We start from the raw sequence: 22,218 nt of genomic DNA, 5'->3' as shown, positions 1-22,218 counted from the left end.
ATAATATAAATGACTGATGAAAACAAACAAGACGAAATAAAACAATCGGATTTATCCTTAATTAATGATCTTAACGCCGCATTACAGGTGGAAAAACATCGCGGCACCTTTGCCGTGATTATCCTGTTCGGGGTATTTCTGATCGTTTTTGTTATCTGGGCCTATTTCAGTCCGCTGGAAGAGGTAACCCGAGGTCAGGGCAGCGTAATACCAAGCAGCCGCGAGCAAATCGTGCAGAGTCTGGATCCCGGCATTATTCAGCAAATGAAGGTAAAAGAAGGGGATATTGTTGAAAAGGGCCAGGTGTTATTGGTATTGGACGATACCCGCAGTTCGGCGATTTTGCGCGAAAGTGAAGCTAAAGTGCAGAACCTGCGCGGGATAGTGGCCCGCTTACAGGCTGAATCCGCCGGTATCGAGCTGAAATTTCCGCCGGATTTACCCCCTGAAGTAAAGGATCGTGAAACTGCCGTTTATAATGCGCGCTATAAAGCAATGCAAGATGCGGTGCAAGGACTTTCGCAAAGTAAAGCATTGCTGGATCATGAAATTAAAATTACCGAACCCATGGTAAAACGTGGTGTAGTCGCTCAGGTCGAATTATTGCGTATGCAGCGCCAGTCTTCGGATCTTGCCCAACAAATCGCCGAACGTCGCAACAGATACGCCACCGATGCCAACAACGAGCTGGTACAAACGGAGTCGGAACTTGCTCAGGCCAGAGAAAATATGGCAATGCGCGCCGATCCGGTGGAACGTTCTCAGATTCGCGCACCGCTACGCGGTATTGTAAAAAATATTCGTATCAATACCGTGGGCGGCGTGGTACAGGCCGGCCAGGATATTCTGGAAATCGTTCCCTTGGACGATACATTGCTGGTACAGGCCTATATTAATCCGAAAGATGTGGCCTTTATCCGCCCCGGTCAGCCCGCATTAGTTAAAATAGGCGCCTATGATTATTCACTGTACGGCGGTCTGGAGGGTAAAGTTATCTTAATCAGCCCGGACACCTTACAGGATGAACGTCGTCGCAGCGAACTGAATTTAAATGCGGAACAGGCCTATTATCGTATTCTGGTGAAAACCGAAGGGGATCATATGACCGACCGTCTGGGCAATAAACTGGATATCACCCCGGGTATGACCGCCACGGTGGATATTAAAACCGGTGAAAAAACCGTGTTCCAATATCTGATAAAACCTATTACCCGTATGAAACAAGCGTTGCAAGAACGCTAAATTTATCCGAAAAAAACAGGGGCTAAAGCCCCTGTTTCTACAATAATGATTGCCGCTATTTTATTCTGCGAGTTTTTCCAAGCCGAAATGGCGGTAAGTTCGCGCGGTGGCAATTCTGCCGCGCGGCGTACGCTGGAGAAATCCCTGCTGAATCAAATAAGGCTCCAACACGTCCTCAATAGTATCTCGCTCTTCTCCGATTGCCGCTGCCAAATTATCCAACCCCACCGGCCCGCCGTCAAAACGTTCGAGCAAGGCATTTAATAATTTACGATCCATAAAATCAAAGCCGGCGTTATCAATGTCCAACAGGGTCAATGCTGACTTAGCCACGGATTCGGAAATTTTACCGCCGTTTCTCACATCTGCATAATCCCGTACCCGTCGCAACAGACGGTTGGCTATACGCGGCGTACCGCGCGAACGACGGGCGATTTCATGGGCCGCCGCCGCCGCAATATCCAAGTTAAGGCAGGCGGCGCTGCGCGCCACGATGCTACTGAGATCCTCTACTGAATAAAATTCCAGACGCTGTACAATACCGAAGCGATCGCGCAAGGGCGAGGTAAGAGAACCGGCGCGGGTAGTGGCACCAATCAGGGTAAAGGGCGGAAGATCCAGTTTAATTGAACGTGCCGCCGGCCCTTCGCCGATCATAATATCCAGCTGATAATCTTCCATAGCCGGATAAAGCACCTCTTCAATTGCCGGCGACAGACGATGAATTTCATCAATAAATAAGACGTCATGGGCTTCTAAATTGGTCAGCATCGCCGCCAAATCCCCGGCTTTTTCCAACACCGGCCCGGAAGTGGTTCGGATATTGACGCCCATTTCATTGGCCACAATATTAGCTAATGTGGTTTTACCCAGCCCCGGCGGTCCGAAAATCAATAAATGGTCTAAAGCGTCCTGACGTAATTTAGCCGCTTGGATAAAAATCTGCATCTGCTCGCAAACCTGCGGCTGCCCCACATAATCCTTCAGCAGCTTGGGGCGAATAGCTCTGTCTATATATTCGTCGTCCGCTTTTTCCGTAGCGCTGATAATACGATCCGCTTCTATCATATCCTTTTCTCTTACAATAAATTATAAGGCGGCTTTCAGCGCTTCGCGAATCAATTGTTCGCTGCTCAGCCCCGGTACGGCAACCTTTTTCACCATTTTCTCCGCATCTGCCGCTCGGTAGCCGAGGGCCACCAACGCAGCTACGGCTTCCTCCGCCGGAAGCACTTCGCCTTCGAATTGCTCCGCCGCGCTCAGCCCGGGGCTTTCAATAAAGAAGTCGCCCTGCCGAACACCTTTAAACTTACCCTTGAGTTCCACCAATAAACGTTCTGCGGTTTTCTTGCCTACCCCGGGGATTTTTACCAAGCGGGACAGTTCCTCATGTTCAATGGCATAAGCAAATTGTTCCACCGACATGGCGGATAGAATCGCCAGCGCCAGTTTCGGCCCGACGCCATTGGTTTTTATCAGTTCACGAAATAGGCTGCGATCCTGTTTATGGGAAAAACCGAACAACAGATGGGCGTCTTCCCTTACCACAAGATGGGTATAGATAATGGCTTCCTGACCGATTTCAGGTAAATTATAAAAACTGGTCATAGGCAGCAGCAATTCGTAACCAACGCCCTGAACCTCAAGTAAAATTTCCGGCGCCTGTTTCTCAATTAACAGCCCTTTTAAACGACCAATCATATTTTTCTCCGCCTCATAAAATCTTCGGCTAGTATAGGATAAAACTGGATAAATGACCAGTTAGATTTTTAGACGAAAGCGGCCACGGCTGTATCTCGCCCGCAAAAGAGCGGTCGTTTTTTCCTGACTTTTTTCTCCCTGGGCGGCAATCGCTACGTTCATGGCATGACGCAAGGAATGTGCATGAGTAATGGCAATGGCCAATGCATCCGCCGCATCCGCCTGCGGCGTATCCGATAGTTGCAGAATTTTGGTAACCATATGCTGAACCTGTTTTTTATCCGCCGAACCTATACCCACCACGGTTTGTTTCACCAGGCGCGCAGCATATTCAAACACCGGTAAATCATGGTTGACCGCCGCGACAATTGCGGTACCCCGCGCTTGCCCTAGCTTTAGGGCGGAATCGGCATTTTTCGCCATAAATACCTGCTCAATGGCAAACATCTGGGGCTGAAACTGCATAATGATTTCCGACACGCCGGCATAAATACGCTTCAGTCTGGTGGGTAAATCCTCGACTTCGGTACGAATCGCACCGCTGCCCAAATATTCCAGTTTGTTCCCGCACTGGCGGATAACCCCGTAGCCCGTTACCCTTGAGCCGGGATCTATACCTAAAATAATCGCCATTTTCTCTCAATATTTTGACGGATATAAATACGGACGCCATACCGGCGTCCGCTGACTGTTATTCGGATTTTATTCAACGGCGCAAAGCCTCCCGCTTTATTTATTCAGTTTCACCGTTGCCGCGCTATCTATACGGCAGTTTTTAGCCAGAATAAGATCCCTCTCTTCCCCCAGTTCAAACAGCATTACCGATGAAGACTGGGCAAAGGTAGCCAGGCTGAAGGTGCTGTCCGCATGCCAACGATACTGCTTGGAGGCGAAAGTTACCGGATTCGGCGCCTTGTTATCCAAAGGCAAGCCCTTGATTTGGCGATTATTCCCCAACAGAATATCTACGCTTTTTACCTGCTCGCCTTCAAAATGGTAAGTGGCTGTTACCCGTTGCTTGTTCTGGCAACGATAAAGTACGGATTTTTTCACACTTTTCGCTTGAAGGGAATGCGCTTCCGTTACCTTCGTTTGTGTAGGTGCGGGCTGCCGTACGGAACAGGCGGATAATATCAAGGCTCCCGCCAATAGCGGAATAAATCCCATCGTTTTTTTCATGCTAACTCCTTTTATGCGTGTTTTATGCTATGCCCTCTGCTTTTTACAGCAAAGCGGCCACCTCATCACTGATTTCACCGTTATGATACACGTTCTGAACATCGTCGCAATCTTCCAGCATTTCAATCAGTTTTAATAATTTCGGCGCGGTTTCCGCATCCAGATCAACCGTAGTAGATGGGATCATAGTAACTTCCGCTTCCTGAATCTTAAAGCCGGCCCCTTCAATGGCATCGCGCACCCCGCCTAAATCTTCCCAAGCGGTGTAGATTTCAAAACTGCCGTCTTCCTGCGGCTGGATATCGTCCGCCCCCGCTTCGATAGCGGCTTCCGTTAATGCGTCTTCATCCGCCTGTTCTATCAGGATCAAACCTTTTTTACTAAACAAATAGCCTACGGAACCTTCGGTACCCAGATTACCGCCGCATTTGGTAAAACTCGGACGTACCTGAGAAATAGTACGGTTAGCGTTATCACTTAAACATTCCACCATTACCGCAGTACCGCCCGGTCCGTAACCTTCGTATACCCGGGTTTCCATATTGGTATCGTCCCCGCCGCCTACGCCGCGTTCAATGGCACGATTAATGGTATCGCGCGTCATATTGCTGGCTAATGCTTTATCCACTGCGGCACGTAAACGCGGGTTGGCGCTTACGTCGCCGCCGCCGATTTTCGCTGCGGTAACCAGTTCGCGAATTAATTTGGTAAAGATCTTACCGCGCTGCGCGTCTTGCGCCGCTTTACGGTGTTTAATATTGGCCCACTTACTATGTCCTGCCATGTTGTTTCCTTCTATAAATTTGCAATAATCTGCAAAACACTGTTTGCGCCGTACGGCGCCGGTTGAATACTATCTTGTCTGATACTCGGCATAATCTCGTATCGATGCCGAATTAAATAAAAAAACCGCCCTAAAATCGGATCGGGCAAGCGAATAACAGCAATCCCGACTAAAATCTTCGCACGCTGATTATACCGCTATCCCGCATAAACTTATGTGCGCCTTTTGTATTGAGCTGTCGCTTCAGGCCTCTTCAGCCCGCTTGGCTGCCAAGCGCCGCCTTATCGCCTACCCATTAAATAGGTTCTGATGGCAGCCGCATTATTCGGTGATTTAGTTAAACTCGCCGCCGCCTCCGCCTCCAGCCATTGATAGGCCAAATGCTCGCTTAATCGGGGAATCCGCTCTTGCGGCAAGGCCAGCAAAAACCAATGTTCTCGGCAGCGGCTGACATTAGGTGCGTATTTATACCGAAAATGGGGAAAAATTTCAAACTCAACACTGTATCGGCAATCGATTAGGCTAAGATTTTCCCCTTCGATATCAATTCCCGTTTCTTCCCGCACCTCACGCAGCGCCGTGTGCCGAGGCTGTTCCTTTTCCGCCAGCGACCCCGTTACCGATTGCCAAAAGTCGGGATCGTCCCGGCGTTGCAGCATCAGCACCCTATCGGAACTTTGTGCGTAAATAACCACCAGAACGCTGTTAGGATTTTTGAATTTCATAAACGAAGGGCGTATGTCATACGCCCCGACCAATTATGCGAAACTATGCGGATTTATCCGTTTTCACCACGTCAATCGCCAGTTCCGCCAAAGCCTGCGGATTGGCAAAGCTCGGCGCTTCGGTCATTAAACAAGCGGCGGCGGTGGTTTTCGGGAAGGCGATCACATCACGGATATTTTCCGTACCTGTCAGCAGCATGGTGAGGCGATCCAAGCCGAAAGCCAAACCTGCGTGCGGCGGAGTACCGAATTTTAAGGCGTCTAATAAGAAGCCGAATTTTTCCCGCTGTTGCTGTTCGTCGATACCTAAAATACGGAATACGGTCTGCTGCATTTTCGGATCGAAGATTCGCACCGAACCGCCGCCCACTTCGTAGCCGTTAATCACCATATCATAGGCATTGGCCACCGCTTCGGTAGGATTGGCTTCCAATTGTTGCGGCGTAAAGTCGCGCGGCGAGGTGAAAGGATGGTGCATTGCCGCCAAACCGCCTTCTTCATCGCGTTCGAACATCGGGAAGTCGATAACCCACAGCGGTTTCCATTGTTCCGAACGGGTCAGACCGAGATCCTTACCTAATTTAAGACGTAGCGCACCCAAAGCGTCGGTGGCCACCGACCATTTATCCGCGCCGAAGAATAAAATATCGCCGTTTTGCGCAGAAGTGCGGTCGAAAATGGCTTTAATTTTTTCTTCGCTCAGGAACTTGGCAATCGGGCTTTGTACCCCTTCAAGACCTGCATTAATATCGTTGATTTTTAACCAAGCTAAACCTTTCGCGCCGTAAATACCGACAAACTGAGTATATTCGTCAATTTGTTTGCGGGTAACAGTTGCACCGCCCGGAACACGAATCACCGCAACTCGTCCGTTTTCATCCTGTGCCGGTCCGCTGAACACTTTGAAATCCACATCTTTGACAATATCCGCCACATCTACGATTTCCAGCGGGTTACGTAAATCCGGTTTATCCGAACCGAAACGGCTCATGGCTTCCTGCCAAGTCATAACCGGGAAGGCGCCCAGATCGACACCGATAATTTCCTGCCACAGCCCGTGAATCATGCGTTCCATAATTTCACGCACTTCCGGTGCGGTTAAAAAGGAGGTTTCCACATCGATTTGGGTAAATTCCGGTTGGCGGTCGGCACGCAGGTCTTCATCACGGAAGCACTTAACAATCTGATAGTAGCGATCGAAACCCGACATCATCAATAGCTGTTTAAACAGCTGCGGCGACTGCGGCAAGGCATAGAATTTGCCTTTATGTACGCGGCTCGGTACTAAATAATCGCGCGCGCCTTCCGGGGTCGCTTTAGTCAACATCGGGGTTTCGATATCCAGGAAGCCTTCGCCGTCCATAAAGCGGCGCACAAAGGCGGTGATTTTCGCCCGAGTTTTCAAACGCTGCGCCATTTCCGGACGACGTAAATCCAAATAACGATATTTCAAACGTTGCTCTTCGGTATTATTTTGATTGAAATCCAGCGGTAAGACTTCGGCGGCGTTATAAACGAACAAGGCCTTTGCCAAAACTTCCACTTCGCCGGTAGCCATATTTTTATTGATCTGATTTTCCGGACGGGCGATCACTTCGCCTTCGATACGGATACAGAATTCATTACGCAAGGCCGCCGCCGCAGTTAATGCCTGCTGATACTTCGGATCGAAACAAACCTGTACGATGCCCTCACGATCCCGCATATCAATAAAGATTAACCCGCCTAAATCGCGACGGCGGTGAACCCAACCGCTCAATGTTACTTCTTGTCCGACATGGCTGCGGTTTAAGCTACCGCAATAGTGAGAACGCATCATATAAATTATCCTTTTTTGTTTTGAGTTAAATTCCGGAAAATACCGCTGATTATAACGAAAAATCGAAAGGGAGAGAACGGTTATTTACGCCCTCGCCCGGGCAAAATCCCTTCCTTTCCGCGGAAAAATTAATGCAAGATACAACCTAATCTGATATGTTAACCCGGCAAAAGGATATTGCCCCCGTTTCAACAAGGAGAAATTATGTTCACTATTAATCTGATCTTTATTCTTATTTTAGCCATTCGGTTTTACAGCTTATCCATTTCCATCCGCAACGAAAAAGCCCTTCTCGCCAAAGGTGCCGTGCAATACGGAAAAACCAACTCGATGCTGCTTTCCGCCGCTCATATTCTGTTTTATCTCTGTGCCATCGGCGAAGCCAATTACCGTAATATCGAACTGGACGCCCTTTCCCTTAGCGGTTTGTTTATTTTGTGTTTTGCCATTTTAATGCTGTTTTGGGTAATAGCTTCCCTAAAGGAAATTTGGACGGTAAAAATCTATATTTTGCCCCAACATAAAATCAACCGTTCCTTTTTATTTAAATATTTCCGCCACCCCAATTATTTCCTCAATATTATTCCCGAACTTATAGGTTTAAGTTTATTCTGCCAGGCCAAATATACGGCAATGATCGGTCTGCCGATTTATCTGCTTATTCTTACCGTTCGCATCAAACAGGAAGAAAAAGCCATGGCGCCCCTATTCCGCCAACCGTAATTGGGATTTGTATCGGGAAAAAACTTCTTCTAAAATGAGCGCACTTGAAACAACAGGTAGCCCTCATGAATAAAAATAAAGATACGATATTTTCCGCCCCCATTGAAAAACTGGGGGATTTCACCTTTGATGAAAATGTAGCGGAAGTTTTCCCCGATATGATTCAACGTTCCATTCCGGGTTATTCCAATATTATTACCGCAATAGGTATGTTGGCGGCGCGCTTTGTGCGAAGTGGTACGAATGTCTATGATTTAGGTTGTTCGCGCGGAGCCGCCACCCTGTCTGCACGCCGCAATATTAATGCGGAAGGGGTAAAAATTATCGCTATTGATAATTCTCCGCCCATGGCGGAGCGTTGTCGTCAGCATATTCAGGCCTATCAAAGCCATATTCCGGTGGAGATCCTGTGTGATGATATTCGCCATGCCGATATCGAAAACGCCTCAATGGTAATTCTGAATTTTACCCTGCAATTTCTGCCGCCGCAGGATCGTGCGGGATTGTTGCAAAAAATCTATGCGGGACTGAATCCCGGAGGCATTCTGGTGCTGTCGGAAAAATTCCGCTTTGAGGACCAAACCGTCGATCAATTACTAATTGATTTACACCATGAATTTAAACGGGCTAACGGTTACAGCGAACTGGAGATCAGCCAGAAACGCACCGCACTGGAAAATGTGATGCGCATCGATAGTATCGCATGCCATAAACAACGCTTGCAGGAAATTGGTTTTGCCCATACGGAACTCTGGTTCCGCTGTTTTAATTTCGGTTCGATAGTTGCCATTAAATCCGAGTAAAGCGCAGAAATAACGCGTCGGATTGAATTATCACCTGATTTTCCGCCGGATTTATGGCATAATCCCGCCGCTATTATTTTATGCGGAGGAAATTATGCGAATTCTACATACCATGCTAAGAGTCGGCGATCTGGATCGTTCGATTAAATTCTATTGCGATATACTGGGCATGCGTTTACTGCGTACCAGTGAAAATCCGGAATATAAATATTCGCTGGCCTTCGTTGGTTATGAAGACGAAGATAAAACGGCGGTTATTGAGCTGACTTATAACTGGGGCGTGTCGGAATACGAAATGGGCGGCGCCTACGGCCATATCGCCATAGGGGTTGAAGATATCTATGCGGTTTGCGAGTCGGTAAAAGCGGCCGGTGCCAAGGTAACGCGCGAACCCGGCCCGGTTAAAGGCGGTACGACGGTTATCGCTTTCGTAGAAGATCCGGACGGTTATAAAATCGAATTTATTGAAAACAAAAGTGCCAAGGCCGCACTGGGCAACTAACTGAAACCTATTGCGGTACGCAGCTCTGCGTACCGTTTTTATTTGTGTAAAATTAGGATTTATCGTGACCGAAATTCATACCGAAACTGCGTGCAGGGAATCCCTTCCGACGGATTATAATTTACTTAAAAATCGTTTCCGCGGCTATTATCCGGTAATTATCGATGTGGAAACCGCCGGTTTCAATGCCAAAACGGATGCGCTGCTGGAACTAGCGGCGATTACCGTTAAAATGGATGAAAACGGGCTATTACAGCCGGATCAGAAATGTCATTTTCATATTCAGCCTTTCCCCGGCGCCAATATTAATCCGGATTCGCTTAAATTTAACGGTATTGATATCGATAATCCGTTGCGCGGTGCGGTTCCCGAACTGGAAGCCATTACCTCATTGTTTCAGATGGTACGGCGCGGACAAAAAAATGCCGATTGCCAGCGTTCGATCATCGTCGCGCATAATGCCGCTTTCGATCAAAGTTTTGTTATGGCGGCGGCCGAACGTACCGGGGTAAAACGTAATCCTTTCCATCCTTTCAGTATGTTTGATACCGCCAGTCTGAGCGGGTTGATGTTCGGTCAGACCGTACTGGTAAAAGCCTGCCAGGCCGCCGCTATTCCTTTCGACGGTAAACAGGCCCATTCCGCCCTCTATGATACGGAACGCACCGCCGAATTATTCTGTTATATGGTTAACCGTCTGAAATCCCTCGGCGGCTTTCCTCATTCCGAAAAAAAGTGCTGAAAAAACACCGCTCTTTTCCGCCGGCGCAAAGAAAATTTGCGCTGCGGCATAACCGGCCCGATACGAAAAGAGAGAATAGAGGCCTGAATTTGCTTCCTCCTCTGGACAAATCATTTTTTTTCGGTACAGTTAAAACTTTCTGAACAAGCTTAAGGAACAATACCTGTCATGTTAACCAATGCTGTCGTTATCTCCATTATTGTCCTGCTTATCCTCAGCCTGCTGCGTATCAATGTGGTTATCTCTCTGGTGATTTCCGCACTGGTGGCGGGCTTGGTAGGTGATTTGGGCATTTCCAAAACCATTGAAACCTTTACCGGCGGTTTAGGCGGCGGTGCCGAGGTGGCAATGAACTATGCCATTTTAGGCGCTTTTGCCGTAGCTATTTCAAAATCCGGCATCACAGATTTACTCGCCTACAAGGTGATTAAACGCCTCGGGCATCAGCCTACCGGCAGTTCAATGGGTAAATTCAAATACTTTATTCTGGCCATTTTATTATTATTTGCCATTTCTTCTCAGAACCTGCTGCCGGTACATATCGCCTTTATTCCGATTGTAGTGCCTCCGTTACTGAGTATTTTTAATAAGCTTAAAATCGACCGCCGCGCCGTAGCCTGCGTGCTTACCTTCGGTTTAACCGCAACCTATATGTTGTTACCGGTCGGCTTCGGGAAAATCTTTATCGAAAGTATTCTGGTTAAAAATATTAATGAAGTGGGCGCCGCCATGGGGTTACAAACCAATGTGGCCGAAGTGTCCCTCGCCATGTCCATTCCCGTTTGCGGTATGATCCTCGGCTTACTCACCGCGATTTTCATCACTTATCGTAAACCGCGCGAATATGCGCTTAGCATAGCGGAACCTACTACCGAAGAAATCGAGCGTCATATTGCCAATATCAAGCCTTTCCATGTTAGCGCCAGCATTATCGCTATTTTCGTTACCTTCGGTTTACAGCTGTTCACCAGTTCGACCATTCTCGGCGGATTGGCGGGTTTAGTTATTTTTGCCCTGTGCGGTATTTTCAAACTAAAAGAAAGCAACGATATTTTCCAACAAGGTCTGCGCCTGATGGCGATGATCGGTTTTGTTATGATCGCCGCTTCCGGCTTTGCCAATGTGATTAATTCCACCGGCGGCGTTACCGAACTGGTTAATACCTTCAGTCAGGATATCCGTCCGGGCGATAAAGGGATTGCGGCCATTTTGATGCTGATTATCGGCCTGCTGATTACCATGGGCATAGGTTCTTCTTTTTCCACCGTGCCGATTATTACTTCTATTTATGTTCCGCTCTGTTTGTCCCTCGGTTTTTCACCGCTGGCTACGGTATCTATCGTCGGTGTGGCGGCAGCCCTGGGAGATGCGGGTTCTCCGGCTTCCGACTCGACCCTGGGCCCGACTTCCGGTCTAAATATGGACGGTAAACATGATCATATCTGGGACTCCGTGGTACCGACTTTCCTGCACTATAATATTCCTTTATTGGTATTCGGCTGGATTGCGGCAATGGTGCTTTAAAATAATAGGCCTCCCCTTAAGGGGAGGTTTCCTTTGTTCCCTGCATAGACCACAGCTATGAATGATATCTCTCATCTTGTGCAACATCTGCGTCTTCGGGTCGATGCGCTATATGCCCGCTACCATGCGGATCCGACGCAAAAAATCAAGGCGAAATTCGACCGCTCTTTATTCCGTCAGGATTCTCAAACCCTATCCGATTATTTAACTCAAATCGAAGAAACCCTGGCATTACTTGCAGATTTTAGCCCAGTGCAAAAGGAGCAATTGATATTTTTCAGCGAAAAACTGGCTGCGCAATGTGCCGCGCTTAGCGAAGCCCTGCAAAGTGCCGAGCAGCGCCCGAATAGCGAGTGCCCCCGCCCTCAAGGACGCACAGAGCGGTTAAAGCAAGCGTTGAACTTGCTGCCGCCGCGCGAACGTCTGGTAAAATATTACGAAGCGCTGCAGGCATTAAATGAAAAAATCGCCGCACAGCAAGATAATGTCGCCGCCTGTACCGACCGGCAACAACAGATACATTACCTTCATCAACTGGAAATCACCCGTCAGCGTCGGCAACGCTGTTTGGAAGCCATTGAAGTTTTGGAAGAATATCTGAACTTTCAACGTCAGAATAAAGAAAACGGCTGAAAATACTTTCAGCCGTCGGAAACTAGCTAAGGTCTATTTCGCCTCAAAAACCAAAATCGCTCCCTGATTATCCACTTTATCCGTAGGTTGCAGTTCTTTGCCCATAATATAACCGGAACTGTCCGTAGCAATATAAATTTTACTGCTGTCAGGTGAAACCAATACCATGCGGTAACGATTGCTGGTACGGAAATGGGTCAGCACTTCGCCCTGTACCTGGCGGCTATCGCCGCTTAAGGGAAGTTGATACAGGATCCCGGTTTTTACTCCGGTTACCAACAATGAATTTTGCAGACTTTTAATTTTTCCGTCCTTCGGATAATAAGCGATACTGGTGGTCGCCACCGTCGGCCAACAAATATAATCGCCTCCGCATTTCGGATCATTAAAATTATAGCTGTTCGGTACCGTATAGAAAGTTTTTAGCGGCGGCTTAAAATTATCCGGATGAACATCCGTTTCTTTCTGGTATACGGCTTTCACGCCGTCGGGTACGGTAACTTCGTCATATACCGGCGCTTGAGTACAGTTATCCACCTGCGAATAATTAACATAGCTGTAGGCCTGGTTATCCTGATAGCCGGCAATATGCGGCCAGCCGTAATTACCGCCTTTCTCGATAAGGTTGACTTCATCGTCCACCCCCGGCCCCTGATCCACATTGAATAACAGATCCCCCACCCAGACCAGACCTTGCGGATTGCGGAATCCATAGGCCCAAATATGGCTTTTCACCCCGTTAATACTCGGGTTATCCGCCGGAATAGAACCGTCTTTATTCAGCCGCAAAATTTTACCGCGATAGTTACTGAAATCCCCTTTTGCCACCTGTTCCGCACTAGGTAATTTCTGAGCGCGGATTTCCTTACAGCTGTTGGCGTATTGGTTAAAGCCGCTATCGCCGAAAGTCGCCAGCAACTTACCCTTTTTATCAAACATCAGTCGGCCGCCATTATGATCATCTCCGCCGGTCAGATTATCCAGTACGATCTGTTCATCCCTTAGGGTACCGGCCTTGGCGTCGAAATGAAGACGCACAATACGTCCGGCGGTGGATTTTCCGTCTTCAGGCTTTTTCGCATAGGTGTAATAAACGTAAACATAGTCTTCTCCTTTACCTTTGAGAAAATCAGGATCAAAGGCCATGCCCAATACGCCCTGGTGAACCGGCTGAGCAAAGGCTTTTTCAAAGGTATAAAGCACCTTATGTTCGCCGCTTTGCGGATCTATGCTCGAAATCCGTCGCCCTTGGCGTTCGGTAATCCAAATTTTACCGTCCGCTCCCCAGACCATATCCCAGATGCCGTCCAAGCCATCAACCAATACGGAGCTTTTAAAGTCCTGCTCAATATTGGCTACTCTCGGATTCTGTACAACCGTATTCTCGGCATAGAGGTTAATACTGAACAGGGCGGTTGCGATTGCTATGGCAGACAATGTTTTTTTCATCGGAGGTTCCTCGCTCGCTACAATAAATATTAAGGCATTCCGAGCGCATTAGACGCTGTTATATTCCCCTTGTCAACGCCCTAAAACGGGTATAATTTGCGGCCGCAAAAATAAAGAGGAATCATTAAAAGAGGAAATAAAAAACCGTAAGCAACCCTTGATAGGGACAATACTTACGGTTTTCAAAAAACTGATGGCGGAGGAACTGGGATTCGAACCCAGGGAGGGCGTAAACCCTCGCCGGTTTTCAAGACCGGTGCCTTCAACCACTCGACCATTCCTCCGTGATTTAAGCGTGGAGAATAATACGGACTAAAGGGCTGTCTGTCAAGCCGGCAATGTGAAAAAAGCGGCGCCGGAATAATTGGAAGGGTTACAATAAAAAACTCGCGGATTTTCGACCGCACTTCAATCTGATTTTTGTCTTTCACAACCGACTATAATCCGACCGGATTCGCCGCTTATGCTTCCTATCAGAGTAAAAATAGCAAAAAAAAGCTCCCCGCAGGGAGCCTTGAATTCTTTCGGTTGTCCGCTACGATTAGCGACGTAAACCTAAGCGCGCGATAGTTTCGGAATACAGCGCCAGATTGGTACGTTTTAAATAGTCTAATAGTTTACGACGACGGGAAACCATGCGTAATAAACCGCGGCGGCCGTGGTGGTCTTTTTTATGTTCGGCAAAGTGCGCCTGTAAATGATTGATCTGAGCGGTTAATAATGCGATCTGAACTTCGGAAGAACCGGTATCTTTTGCATCACGACCGAATTCAGCGACAATCGCCGCTTTTTTTTCTGTACTTAGAGACATATAAAATCCTCTTTAATAGGGTTTGTGAATAATACATCGTTAGCCGATCTCTAATTCAGCCACGACAGGAGCTTGGTATTTTAGCGATTCGAAACCAAAAAGCAATCAAATATTTTCATTCCCGCCGATTCCGCCGGATTTTAAAGCCGAGTCCCCAAAGACAAATTGTAAAAATGCCCAAAAATTCGTACTTTGCAAAGACTTTATTTAGCATTTGCATAATTGTGTTTAACCGGCATCTTTCCCATAATAAGACTCATCTTTCTACCTCAGCCAATAGGAAATAATATGAGTACCCAGCAAAAACCGCTTTATATTAAAGTACACCCGACGGATAACGTAGCCATTATCGTCAATAGTAACGGTTTGCCTGCCGGCACGGCCTTTGATGACGGACTAACCCTAACAGAACATGTACCCCAAGGCCACAAAGTAGCCTTACAGGATATTAAAAAAGATGCCGAAATCATACGTTACGGTGAAGTTATCGGCTATGCCGTACGTGATATTGCACAAGGCTCCTGGATCGAGGAATCGCTGGTACAGCTACCTAAAGCACCGCCGCTGGAAAGCCTGCCGCTGGCCACACGCCCCGCACCGCAATTAGAACCCTTGGAAGGCTATACCTTCGAAGGCTATCGTAATAAAGACGGTAGCGTGGGTACTAAGAATATGCTGGGTATTACCACCAGCGTGCATTGTGTCGCCGGGGTGGTGGATTATATCGTGAAAATAATTGAAAGGGATTTACTGCCTCATTACCCGAATGTTGACGGTGTTGTAGGGTTAAATCATTTATACGGTTGCGGAGTGGCGATTAATGCCCCGGCAGCGGTAGTACCTATTCGTACCATTCATAATATCGCCCTGAATCCAAACTTCGGCGGTGAAATTATGGTGATCGGCTTAGGTTGCGAAAAATTACAACCGACCCGCTTGTTAGAAGGTACTTCGGACGTGTATCCGATTTCTCTGCAAGAGGCCAGTATTACCAGTTTGCAAGACGAACAGCATGTAGGATTCCAGTCCATGGTTTCTTCCATTCTGGAAACAGCGAAAAAGCATCTGGAAAAACTGAACCAGCGTAAACGCGAAACCTGTCCCGTTTCCGATCTGGTGGTCGGCGGACAATGCGGCGGCAGCGATGCTTTCTCCGGAGTAACCGCAAACCCGGCGGTAGGCTATGCCGCCGATCTGTTGGTACGCGCCGGCGCTACCTTTATGTTCTCCGAAGTTACCGAAGTTCGAGACGCCATTCATTTGCTTACTCCGCGCGCCGCCGATAAAGAGGTGGGTAAACGTTTGCTGGAAGAAATGAAATGGTATGATGATTACCTTGATATGGGCAAAACCGACCGCAGTGCCAACCCATCTCCGGGAAATAAAAAAGGCGGTCTTGCCAATGTGGTGGAAAAAGCCTTGGGTTCTATTGCGAAATCCGGCAGCAGTGCCATTGTGGAGGTGTTATCCCCGGGGCAGCGTCCGACTAAAAAAGGTTTGATCTACGCAGCTACGCCTGCCAGCGACTTTGTATGCGGAACCCAGCAACTGGCTTCCGGCATTACGGTACAGTTATTTACCACAGGTCGCGGAACCCCATACGGTTTGGCGGCGCTACCCGTAATTAAAGTCGCCACCCGTTCCGATCTGGCCGAACGCTGGTTTGATTTAATGGATATAGATGCAGGTACCATTGCAACAGGTAAAGAAACCATTGAACAGGTGGGTTGGCGGATCTTCCACGAAATTATTGAAGTGGCCAGCGGACGCAAGCAAACCTGGTCGGATCAATGGGGACTGCATAACGCCCTATCCGTCTTTAACCCGGCACCGGTAACCTGATTAGCAGATTCCCATCGGGAAATAACCGCTTCCATAACAAAGGGAGCGGTTTTTTTATTTTCTTCCCATTTCATCTCTCCGCATATTAATTGTTTTTCCTCACTTGCTTATGGAGCATCAATAAAAATAATTGCGCCTCCCCTACTTGATTTAATCCTATATCGTACTAAAATAAGTCCGATATAAGACTTTATCCCAAATTATATTCTCTGTACCCGCCCTAGCGACCCGGCCGAACCCTTAGGGGCTGTCATAGGCGCGGAATTAATAAGGTTTTTGACAAATAAGAGGAACCCCATATGAAAAATATAAATCTACAGCAATACGAGCCGGATATGGGGCTCGGACGCTATTCCTGGCAACAGCTGATAAAATGGCTGTTAATTGCCCTGTTGATCTACGCGCTGGGCAGCATTTTTATTTCCAATCCTTTTTCCATTTTCGTGGATCGTAAAACCCCGGTGGATTATTCCAGAATCATGTATTTCCACGGTTTGGCTATTGGTTTGGCGGGTTTGACTTGCTTAATCGTGAACCAGGTATTTAATCTTGATAACAAATTTAAAAAGATTATTTTTTACTGCACCCTGGCCGCCGTGTTTTTCGGCCTAAGCGGCGGCGCCATTAACCGCTCCATGGAAGAAACTAAGCTGATGCTCTGGTACCAGACCCTGGGATTCTTTGCCTTAGATGGGGTATTGATTACCTTATTTATCGCTTTCCTGTATAGCCGTCCCCGTACACAGCAGCCTTCATTCGCTTATTATCTGGCAACCATATCTTCAGGTACCGCAGTAATCGCCGCCTTAATCGGAGATTTAATCGGTGTTATGCTGGATTTCGGCGATATCGGGGGAATTTTCGGAAGCTATGCCTCGGCAATCGGCTACAGTTTATCGGAATGGAATGATAATCTGCTGAGATCTCATTCGGATATGATCGTTATTGCCGTTATCGGTCTGCTTCTTTCCGTTATCGATCAAAAATACGGACGCCATCTGATCGGCACGGCTAAATCCATAAAAATCAGCGGCGAACTTATGGCTATTATCGGTATTCTATTAATGGCACTTATCCTGCTGGTTTCCGGTTTCTGCGGAGTAAACTGGCAAATTCCGCATATTTTCACCGAAAAAGGCTTTTATGCTCCCCGCGGGCAAAGCGTTGCAGGTATCGATTTGGTGGATTTTGTCATAGGTACCCTGTTCCTGTTCGGCGGTTTAATGATTATCGGCGCCCTGCTGTTCGGCAAAAAGAGCGCTAACAATCAACTGAGTCAAACGGCCAAATATACCTTAAGCGGTCTGTTCCTCACCTGGAGCGGAATTATCCTTACCGTAGCAGGTATGGGCTTTTTACAGGAATATCGGGCGGATCTGTACAGCTCATCCAATGATGTGCCCCTGGCGGATTACGGCTTTGCTTTTAGAATGTTGCATTTGGACGTCAGCCTGATGCTGTTCCCTGCCATTATGTTGGTAATGCTGATTGCCCAGCACTTCCTGCAGGCTAAGCAAAATAAAAATATGCAGCGTTTTTTACGTACCGGCGTTCTGTTCTGTACCCTAGGCTCTTTAGTTTATATGGTACTGAACCCTGCGGCATTCGGCCCGGGTTACTGGATTGTCGGACTGGGATTCGCCTTTGTGGTATCCGGTATGATCTATTTCTTTGTCAGCGCCCATCATCAAGAAACGGAGAAATTTGACGGGGTAACCGAACATTCGCAACCTTAAGCGGGAATTTTCCTGCCGGAATCAGCCGAAGAGAAATGCGAGGATAGGCGCTATTGACTTCAAAAGGTAATGGGTTAAACTAAATCGGTTATAATACGATATAGGACTAAAAATGAATCCTCTTGATAAATTATCCTCACTTTCCGCCCAGCTTTCGCAGATTTATGCGCAATGGGCGAAACAATATAATCTGACCCTGAACGAATTACGTTTTTTATACCATATCAATGCCCAGGGTTCCTGTTCTCCGAGCGAAATCGGCGATAAATGGAGTCTGCCGAAGCAGACGGTTACTTCCGTTTGTAAGCAACTCAGCCAGAAAGGTTTTCTCCGTTTTTCGCCGGATCACAAGGATAAACGGGCGAAACGGATTGAATTAACCCCGGCGGGATTGGCATTTACCCAACCTATGATTGAAAACCTTATCCGCTTGGAATATCAAGCCAGTGCCGACTTCGATCAGGAAAAGATCACCCTGTTGTTAACCGAAATCGAACGTTGGCAGGCGATGTTAAATCATTATCTCAACAACCAATAGAAGGAACCTATGTCCCTCTTAATCCGTAAAGCCCAACGCCGCGATGCCGAACAAATATGGCGATTAATGCGCGAACTGGCCGAATTTGAAAAATACCTCGACAGCTTCGCTATTACCCCGGCCATAGTGGAAGAATGCGGTTTTGATAAACAACCGCCCGATTTTCACTGCCTGGTCGCCGCCGAGAATGAAAAAATTACGGGCATTGCCGTATATTATTTTCTTCCTTTTACCGCGCAAAACCGACCGGCAATTTATTTAAAAGAACTCTATGTGGATTCCGCTCAACGCGGCCGGAAAATCGGTGAAAAACTGATGCAGGCGCTGAAACAACAGGCCCGTTTACATAAATGCGGCTATATAAAATGGAATGTTGCCCCTTGGAACGAACAGGGAAAAAAATTCTATGCCCGTCTTGGTGCGCAACAAAATGATCAATGGTTAAATTACGAATGGCGAGTTTAATATGCAAATCAGAAGACTAACCATATCCGATCTTCCGCAACTGCGGCAAATCGGAATCGACACCTTCCGTGAAACCTTTAGCTGCAGCAATAGCGCGGAAAATATGTCGGCCTATCTGACACAGAGTTTTTCCCTGCCCCGTCTGCAGCAGGAACTGGAAAATCCTCATAGTGAATTTTATTTTGCCGAACGGGATAATCGGATAGCGGGCTATTTAAAACTCAATAGCGCACAGGCACAAACGGAATTACAGGATAAAAGAGCGGTCGAAATCGAACGTATTTATGTTTTGCAATGCTGGCAAGGTAAAGGCATAGGTCAGAAATTATATGAATTTGCCCTAAATCGGGCCCGGGAGCAACAAGCGCACTATCTTTGGTTGGGGGTGTGGGAACATAATCACAAGGCCCTGGCTTTTTACCGTAAAAACGGCTTTACGGAGTTTGACCGGCATATTTTTCTACTGGGGGAAGATAAGCAAAGGGATATAATGATGAAACGCCCGCTACTTATTGAAAATCAACAAATATAAATCTGCGGCAAATTTAATAAAAATGCGGAAGCTTTTTTGCTCTCCGCATTTTTTTGATTCTCATCCCTTATTAAGGGTATACCGATCAGGACGAGGTTCCTCAGGAAATAACGTGCAGGGCCATATACAGCAGGAACCTGTCGTCGGTACTGTTCAGATCCAGACCGGTAAGATCGGAAATTTTGTTCAGGCGATATTCCAGCGTATTACGATGTACATAAAGCGCTTTTGCAGTAGCAATGGTTTGCATATTATTTTCAAACCAGGCTAACAGCGTCTTCACCAATGCTCCGTTATTATCCATCAGTTTCAGTTTTTTCAAGGGGCGTTCCAGTTCGTCTTTCTGCCAGCCGTTTTTTAACTGATTGAGCAATACCGGTAAAATCAGTTCCTGATAGTTATAGATAGATTGTTTCGGTAAGCGCGACTTGCCGATTTTCAATGTAGTGCGCGCCGTATGATAGGATAAAAACAAACCGTTTTCCGTAGTGAAATAATTTCCCAGAGCAATACGTACATTGGACTTAATATTATCGTTCATGCGCTCGAGCAGCTGTCTGATCCGTTCAATATGATTGTCCGCATCCCAACGTCCGAAACTATTCAACGCCGGTTTCAGGATCACCAATTCGCTCAGCGACAATACCGCCACCAAATTATCGCGCTCCGGATATTTGAGTAACTGTTGCAGATTCTGCAATTCCTCACGCCCTTGCTCCACGCCTAACCGAGCGCTATCTATTTCAATAATACAGGCTACGCGCGGAATAGAAAGATCCACCCCTAGGCGATTCGCCCATTCGACGATATTCGGCGTTATGCTTTCACTATTAATCAGATTCAGGATCAGCTCTTCTTTTAAACGGGTGTCCTGGGCCAACAAATTAAAGAGTCTGGCCTGCTCCAGCATCATTTCCGCAGTCATACATACCAATTTACCGAACTCCTTCAGGCTGGTCGGTTCGCCGGTCAAACCGATAACGCCGATAACCTGACCTTCCACCCGCAACGGTAAATTAATACCGGGACGAACGCCGTGTAAGCTATGAATCACCGCTTCATTAATATCCACGGTTCGTCCCTGTGATAATGCCAATAATGCGCCGTCATGAATTTCACCTATCCGACTGATATCTCCGCTGGCAATGATTTTGCCTTTCGCATCCATAATATTGATATTACAATCAATAATTTCCATCGTCCGTTGTACGATTTTCTGCGCTAATTTCTCATCTAATAGGTAAACTGACATGGTTATTGTTTTCTCAAGATATATTCATTTTAAGTAAGGCGGCGATATTTCTTGCCGTAATTTCCAGATTTTCCTCCGCCTCGGCCAAGGCTTCCGGCAGGGTACAGACCTTATTCAATACGCTGAATACCGCATCCAGTCCGTGGTCGTAAACAACCTGAATATCCTTACCTAAACTACCGGCAATACCGATAACCGGCACCTGATATTTCTTCGCCACCGCCGCCACACCGATAGGTACTTTGCCGTTAATGCTCTGATGATCCAAACGACCTTCGCCGGTAATCACCAAGTCAGCATCCTTTATTTTATCTTCCAGTTCAAGCAATTTTATAATAATACCGATACCGCTCTTTAATTCGGCATTGAAAAAACCCGCAAAGGCAGCGCCTAATCCGCCGGCGGCACCCGCACCCGCCAGGGTTTCGACCTCGCAGCCCAAATCGCGGCGAATAATCTCGGCATAATGTGTTAAGGCTTTGTCCAGGGTTTCAATCATCGCCGGCGTAGCCCCTTTCTGCGGGCCAAAAACTGCGGAAGCGCCGTTCTTTCCGGTTAGCGGATTAGTAACATCGCAGGCCACCTGAAAGCGGCATTCTCGTAAACGCGGATCCGCCCCGCTCATATCTATTCTGGCCAAATCCGCAAGTGCGCCGCCGCCGTAGCCGATTTGTCGATTCTGCTTATCCAGTAATCCGATCCCCAGCGCCTGCAACATTCCTGCCCCGCCGTCATTGGTTGCGCTACCGCCCAGGCCGATAATAAAATGTCTGACCCCGGCATCTAATGCGGCGGTGATTAACTGTCCGACCCCATAGGTGGTGGTAATTAAAGGATTGCGTTTATGTTCGGGTACCTGCTCAATACCGCTTGCCGAAGCGATTTCGATAAATGCGGTTTTTGCGTCTTTCGAGATACCCCAGAACGCCGGCTGCCGCTCTCCCAAGGCGCCGATCACCTCGGATTCGATAATTTCTCCCTGAGTCGCTTCAACCATGGTACAGACCGTACCTTCTCCGCCGTCGGCAATAGGGACTTTGACATAAGTAGCATGCGGAAAAATCTGTTTAAAACCTTTTTCGATGGTATTTGCCACATTCATTGCCGAAAGGCTTTCTTTATATGAATCTGGTGCAATAACGACTTTCATATGATATCTCGCTTCTTTCTTACTTCTGTTTCTATTCCGATGCTTAGTGAGAATAAAATTTATCGG

At 47.4% G+C, this 22,218-nt stretch carries 23 protein-coding genes and 1 tRNA gene; 12 read left to right on the top strand and 12 right to left on the bottom strand.

What is annotated here, in order from left to right; all coding sequences use genetic code 11:
• The first annotated feature begins 9 nt into the window (after nt 1-9).
• Nucleotides 10-1,242, top strand: a complete 1,233-nt coding sequence (locus EDC45_RS02380) for an HlyD family type I secretion periplasmic adaptor subunit (protein ID WP_133543076.1) — start codon at nt 10-12, stop codon at nt 1,240-1,242.
• Nucleotides 1,243-1,302: 60 nt separating this feature from the next.
• Here the strand turns inward: EDC45_RS02380 and ruvB are convergent, their stop codons facing one another.
• From ruvB to aspS, 7 genes are all read right to left on the bottom strand, one after another.
• Complete coding sequence (gene ruvB / locus EDC45_RS02375; RefSeq protein WP_133543074.1) at nt 1,303-2,310, bottom strand: Holliday junction branch migration DNA helicase RuvB; 1,008 nt, start codon at nt 2,308-2,310, stop codon at nt 1,303-1,305.
• 21 nt (nt 2,311-2,331) lie between these two features.
• Nucleotides 2,332-2,943, bottom strand: coding sequence for a Holliday junction branch migration protein RuvA (gene ruvA / locus EDC45_RS02370; protein ID WP_133543072.1), 612 nt, complete (start codon nt 2,941-2,943; stop codon nt 2,332-2,334).
• 60 nt (nt 2,944-3,003) lie between these two features.
• Nucleotides 3,004-3,576, bottom strand: coding sequence for a crossover junction endodeoxyribonuclease RuvC (ruvC, locus tag EDC45_RS02365; RefSeq protein ID WP_133543070.1), 573 nt, complete (start codon nt 3,574-3,576; stop codon nt 3,004-3,006).
• Between the two features lie 96 nt (nt 3,577-3,672).
• Nucleotides 3,673-4,122 carry a hypothetical protein gene (locus EDC45_RS02360; RefSeq protein WP_133543068.1) on the bottom strand — a complete coding sequence of 150 codons (450 nt, stop codon included), beginning with the start codon at nt 4,120-4,122 and terminating at the stop codon, nt 3,673-3,675.
• Between the two features lie 43 nt (nt 4,123-4,165).
• Nucleotides 4,166-4,906, bottom strand: coding sequence for a YebC/PmpR family DNA-binding transcriptional regulator (locus EDC45_RS02355; RefSeq protein ID WP_133543065.1), 741 nt, complete (start codon nt 4,904-4,906; stop codon nt 4,166-4,168).
• 281 nt (nt 4,907-5,187) lie between these two features.
• Nucleotides 5,188-5,631 carry a dihydroneopterin triphosphate diphosphatase gene (nudB, locus tag EDC45_RS02350; protein WP_133543063.1) on the bottom strand — a complete coding sequence of 148 codons (444 nt, stop codon included), beginning with the start codon at nt 5,629-5,631 and terminating at the stop codon, nt 5,188-5,190.
• Nucleotides 5,632-5,674: 43 nt separating this feature from the next.
• Nucleotides 5,675-7,450, bottom strand: a complete 1,776-nt coding sequence (gene aspS, locus EDC45_RS02345) for an aspartate--tRNA ligase (RefSeq protein WP_133543061.1) — start codon at nt 7,448-7,450, stop codon at nt 5,675-5,677.
• A gap of 204 nt (nt 7,451-7,654) precedes the next feature.
• Here aspS and EDC45_RS02340 point away from each other — a divergent pair, with 204 nt between their 5' ends.
• From EDC45_RS02340 to priC, 6 genes are all read left to right on the top strand, one after another.
• A complete protein-coding gene (locus EDC45_RS02340) occupies nt 7,655-8,173 on the top strand; it encodes an isoprenylcysteine carboxyl methyltransferase family protein (protein ID WP_133543059.1) in 519 nt (172 codons plus the stop codon).
• 65 nt (nt 8,174-8,238) lie between these two features.
• Nucleotides 8,239-8,976, top strand: a complete 738-nt coding sequence (cmoA, locus tag EDC45_RS02335) for a carboxy-S-adenosyl-L-methionine synthase CmoA (RefSeq protein ID WP_133543057.1) — start codon at nt 8,239-8,241, stop codon at nt 8,974-8,976.
• A gap of 94 nt (nt 8,977-9,070) precedes the next feature.
• Nucleotides 9,071-9,478: a lactoylglutathione lyase gene (gloA, locus tag EDC45_RS02330; protein WP_133543055.1), complete on the top strand. Its 408-nt coding sequence runs from the start codon at nt 9,071-9,073 to the stop codon at nt 9,476-9,478.
• 64 nt (nt 9,479-9,542) lie between these two features.
• Nucleotides 9,543-10,220, top strand: coding sequence for a ribonuclease T (gene rnt, locus EDC45_RS02325; RefSeq protein WP_208107233.1), 678 nt, complete (start codon nt 9,543-9,545; stop codon nt 10,218-10,220).
• Between the two features lie 168 nt (nt 10,221-10,388).
• The gene (locus EDC45_RS02320) at nt 10,389-11,744 is read left to right on the top strand and encodes a Na+/H+ antiporter family protein (RefSeq protein WP_133543053.1); all 1,356 of its coding nucleotides are present in this window, start codon (nt 10,389-10,391) and stop codon (nt 11,742-11,744) included.
• A gap of 57 nt (nt 11,745-11,801) precedes the next feature.
• Nucleotides 11,802-12,377, top strand: a complete 576-nt coding sequence (priC, locus tag EDC45_RS02315; protein ID WP_133543051.1) for a primosomal replication protein PriC — start codon at nt 11,802-11,804, stop codon at nt 12,375-12,377.
• Between the two features lie 33 nt (nt 12,378-12,410).
• On the opposite strand, the gene EDC45_RS02310 is transcribed toward priC, so the two are convergent.
• The 3 genes from EDC45_RS02310 to rpsO all read right to left on the bottom strand — a co-directional run bounded on the left by EDC45_RS02310 (nt 12,411) and on the right by rpsO (nt 14,637).
• Nucleotides 12,411-13,826, bottom strand: coding sequence for a glucose/sorbosone family PQQ-dependent dehydrogenase (locus EDC45_RS02310; RefSeq protein WP_133543049.1), 1,416 nt, complete (start codon nt 13,824-13,826; stop codon nt 12,411-12,413).
• Nucleotides 13,827-14,020: 194 nt separating this feature from the next.
• Nucleotides 14,021-14,110: transfer RNA gene (locus tag EDC45_RS02305), tRNA-Ser, on the bottom strand.
• A 257-nt stretch (nt 14,111-14,367) separates the two neighbouring features.
• On the bottom strand, nt 14,368-14,637 hold the full coding sequence (rpsO, locus tag EDC45_RS02300; RefSeq protein WP_133543048.1) for a 30S ribosomal protein S15: 270 nt from the start codon (nt 14,635-14,637) through the stop codon (nt 14,368-14,370).
• Nucleotides 14,638-14,925: 288 nt separating this feature from the next.
• Between rpsO and garD the strand changes: the two genes are divergently transcribed.
• The 5 genes from garD (at nt 14,926) to EDC45_RS02275 (ending at nt 19,750) form a co-directional block, all read left to right on the top strand.
• Nucleotides 14,926-16,479, top strand: coding sequence for a galactarate dehydratase (garD, locus tag EDC45_RS02295; protein ID WP_133543046.1), 1,554 nt, complete (start codon nt 14,926-14,928; stop codon nt 16,477-16,479).
• 299 nt (nt 16,480-16,778) lie between these two features.
• Nucleotides 16,779-18,215: a hypothetical protein gene (locus EDC45_RS02290; protein WP_133543044.1), complete on the top strand. Its 1,437-nt coding sequence runs from the start codon at nt 16,779-16,781 to the stop codon at nt 18,213-18,215.
• A gap of 112 nt (nt 18,216-18,327) precedes the next feature.
• A complete protein-coding gene (locus EDC45_RS02285) occupies nt 18,328-18,753 on the top strand; it encodes a MarR family winged helix-turn-helix transcriptional regulator (protein ID WP_133543042.1) in 426 nt (141 codons plus the stop codon).
• Between the two features lie 9 nt (nt 18,754-18,762).
• Nucleotides 18,763-19,218, top strand: coding sequence for a GNAT family N-acetyltransferase (locus EDC45_RS02280; protein ID WP_133543040.1), 456 nt, complete (start codon nt 18,763-18,765; stop codon nt 19,216-19,218).
• Nucleotide 19,219: 1 nt separating this feature from the next.
• Nucleotides 19,220-19,750: a GNAT family N-acetyltransferase gene (locus EDC45_RS02275; RefSeq protein ID WP_133543038.1), complete on the top strand. Its 531-nt coding sequence runs from the start codon at nt 19,220-19,222 to the stop codon at nt 19,748-19,750.
• 100 nt (nt 19,751-19,850) lie between these two features.
• On the opposite strand, the gene EDC45_RS02270 is transcribed toward EDC45_RS02275, so the two are convergent.
• The gene (locus EDC45_RS02270; protein WP_133543036.1) at nt 19,851-21,002 is read right to left on the bottom strand and encodes a CdaR family transcriptional regulator; all 1,152 of its coding nucleotides are present in this window, start codon (nt 21,000-21,002) and stop codon (nt 19,851-19,853) included.
• A gap of 13 nt (nt 21,003-21,015) precedes the next feature.
• Complete coding sequence (locus EDC45_RS02265; RefSeq protein WP_133543034.1) at nt 21,016-22,152, bottom strand: glycerate kinase; 1,137 nt, start codon at nt 22,150-22,152, stop codon at nt 21,016-21,018.
• Between the last annotated feature and the right edge of the window lie 66 nt (nt 22,153-22,218).

The organism is Mesocricetibacter intestinalis (genome assembly GCF_004363295.1).
Classification (GTDB): Bacteria; Pseudomonadota; Gammaproteobacteria; order Enterobacterales; family Pasteurellaceae; genus Mesocricetibacter; species Mesocricetibacter intestinalis.
Note: the sequence above shows the minus strand (reverse complement) of the source record. Positions and strands in the feature narration are given on the sequence as shown.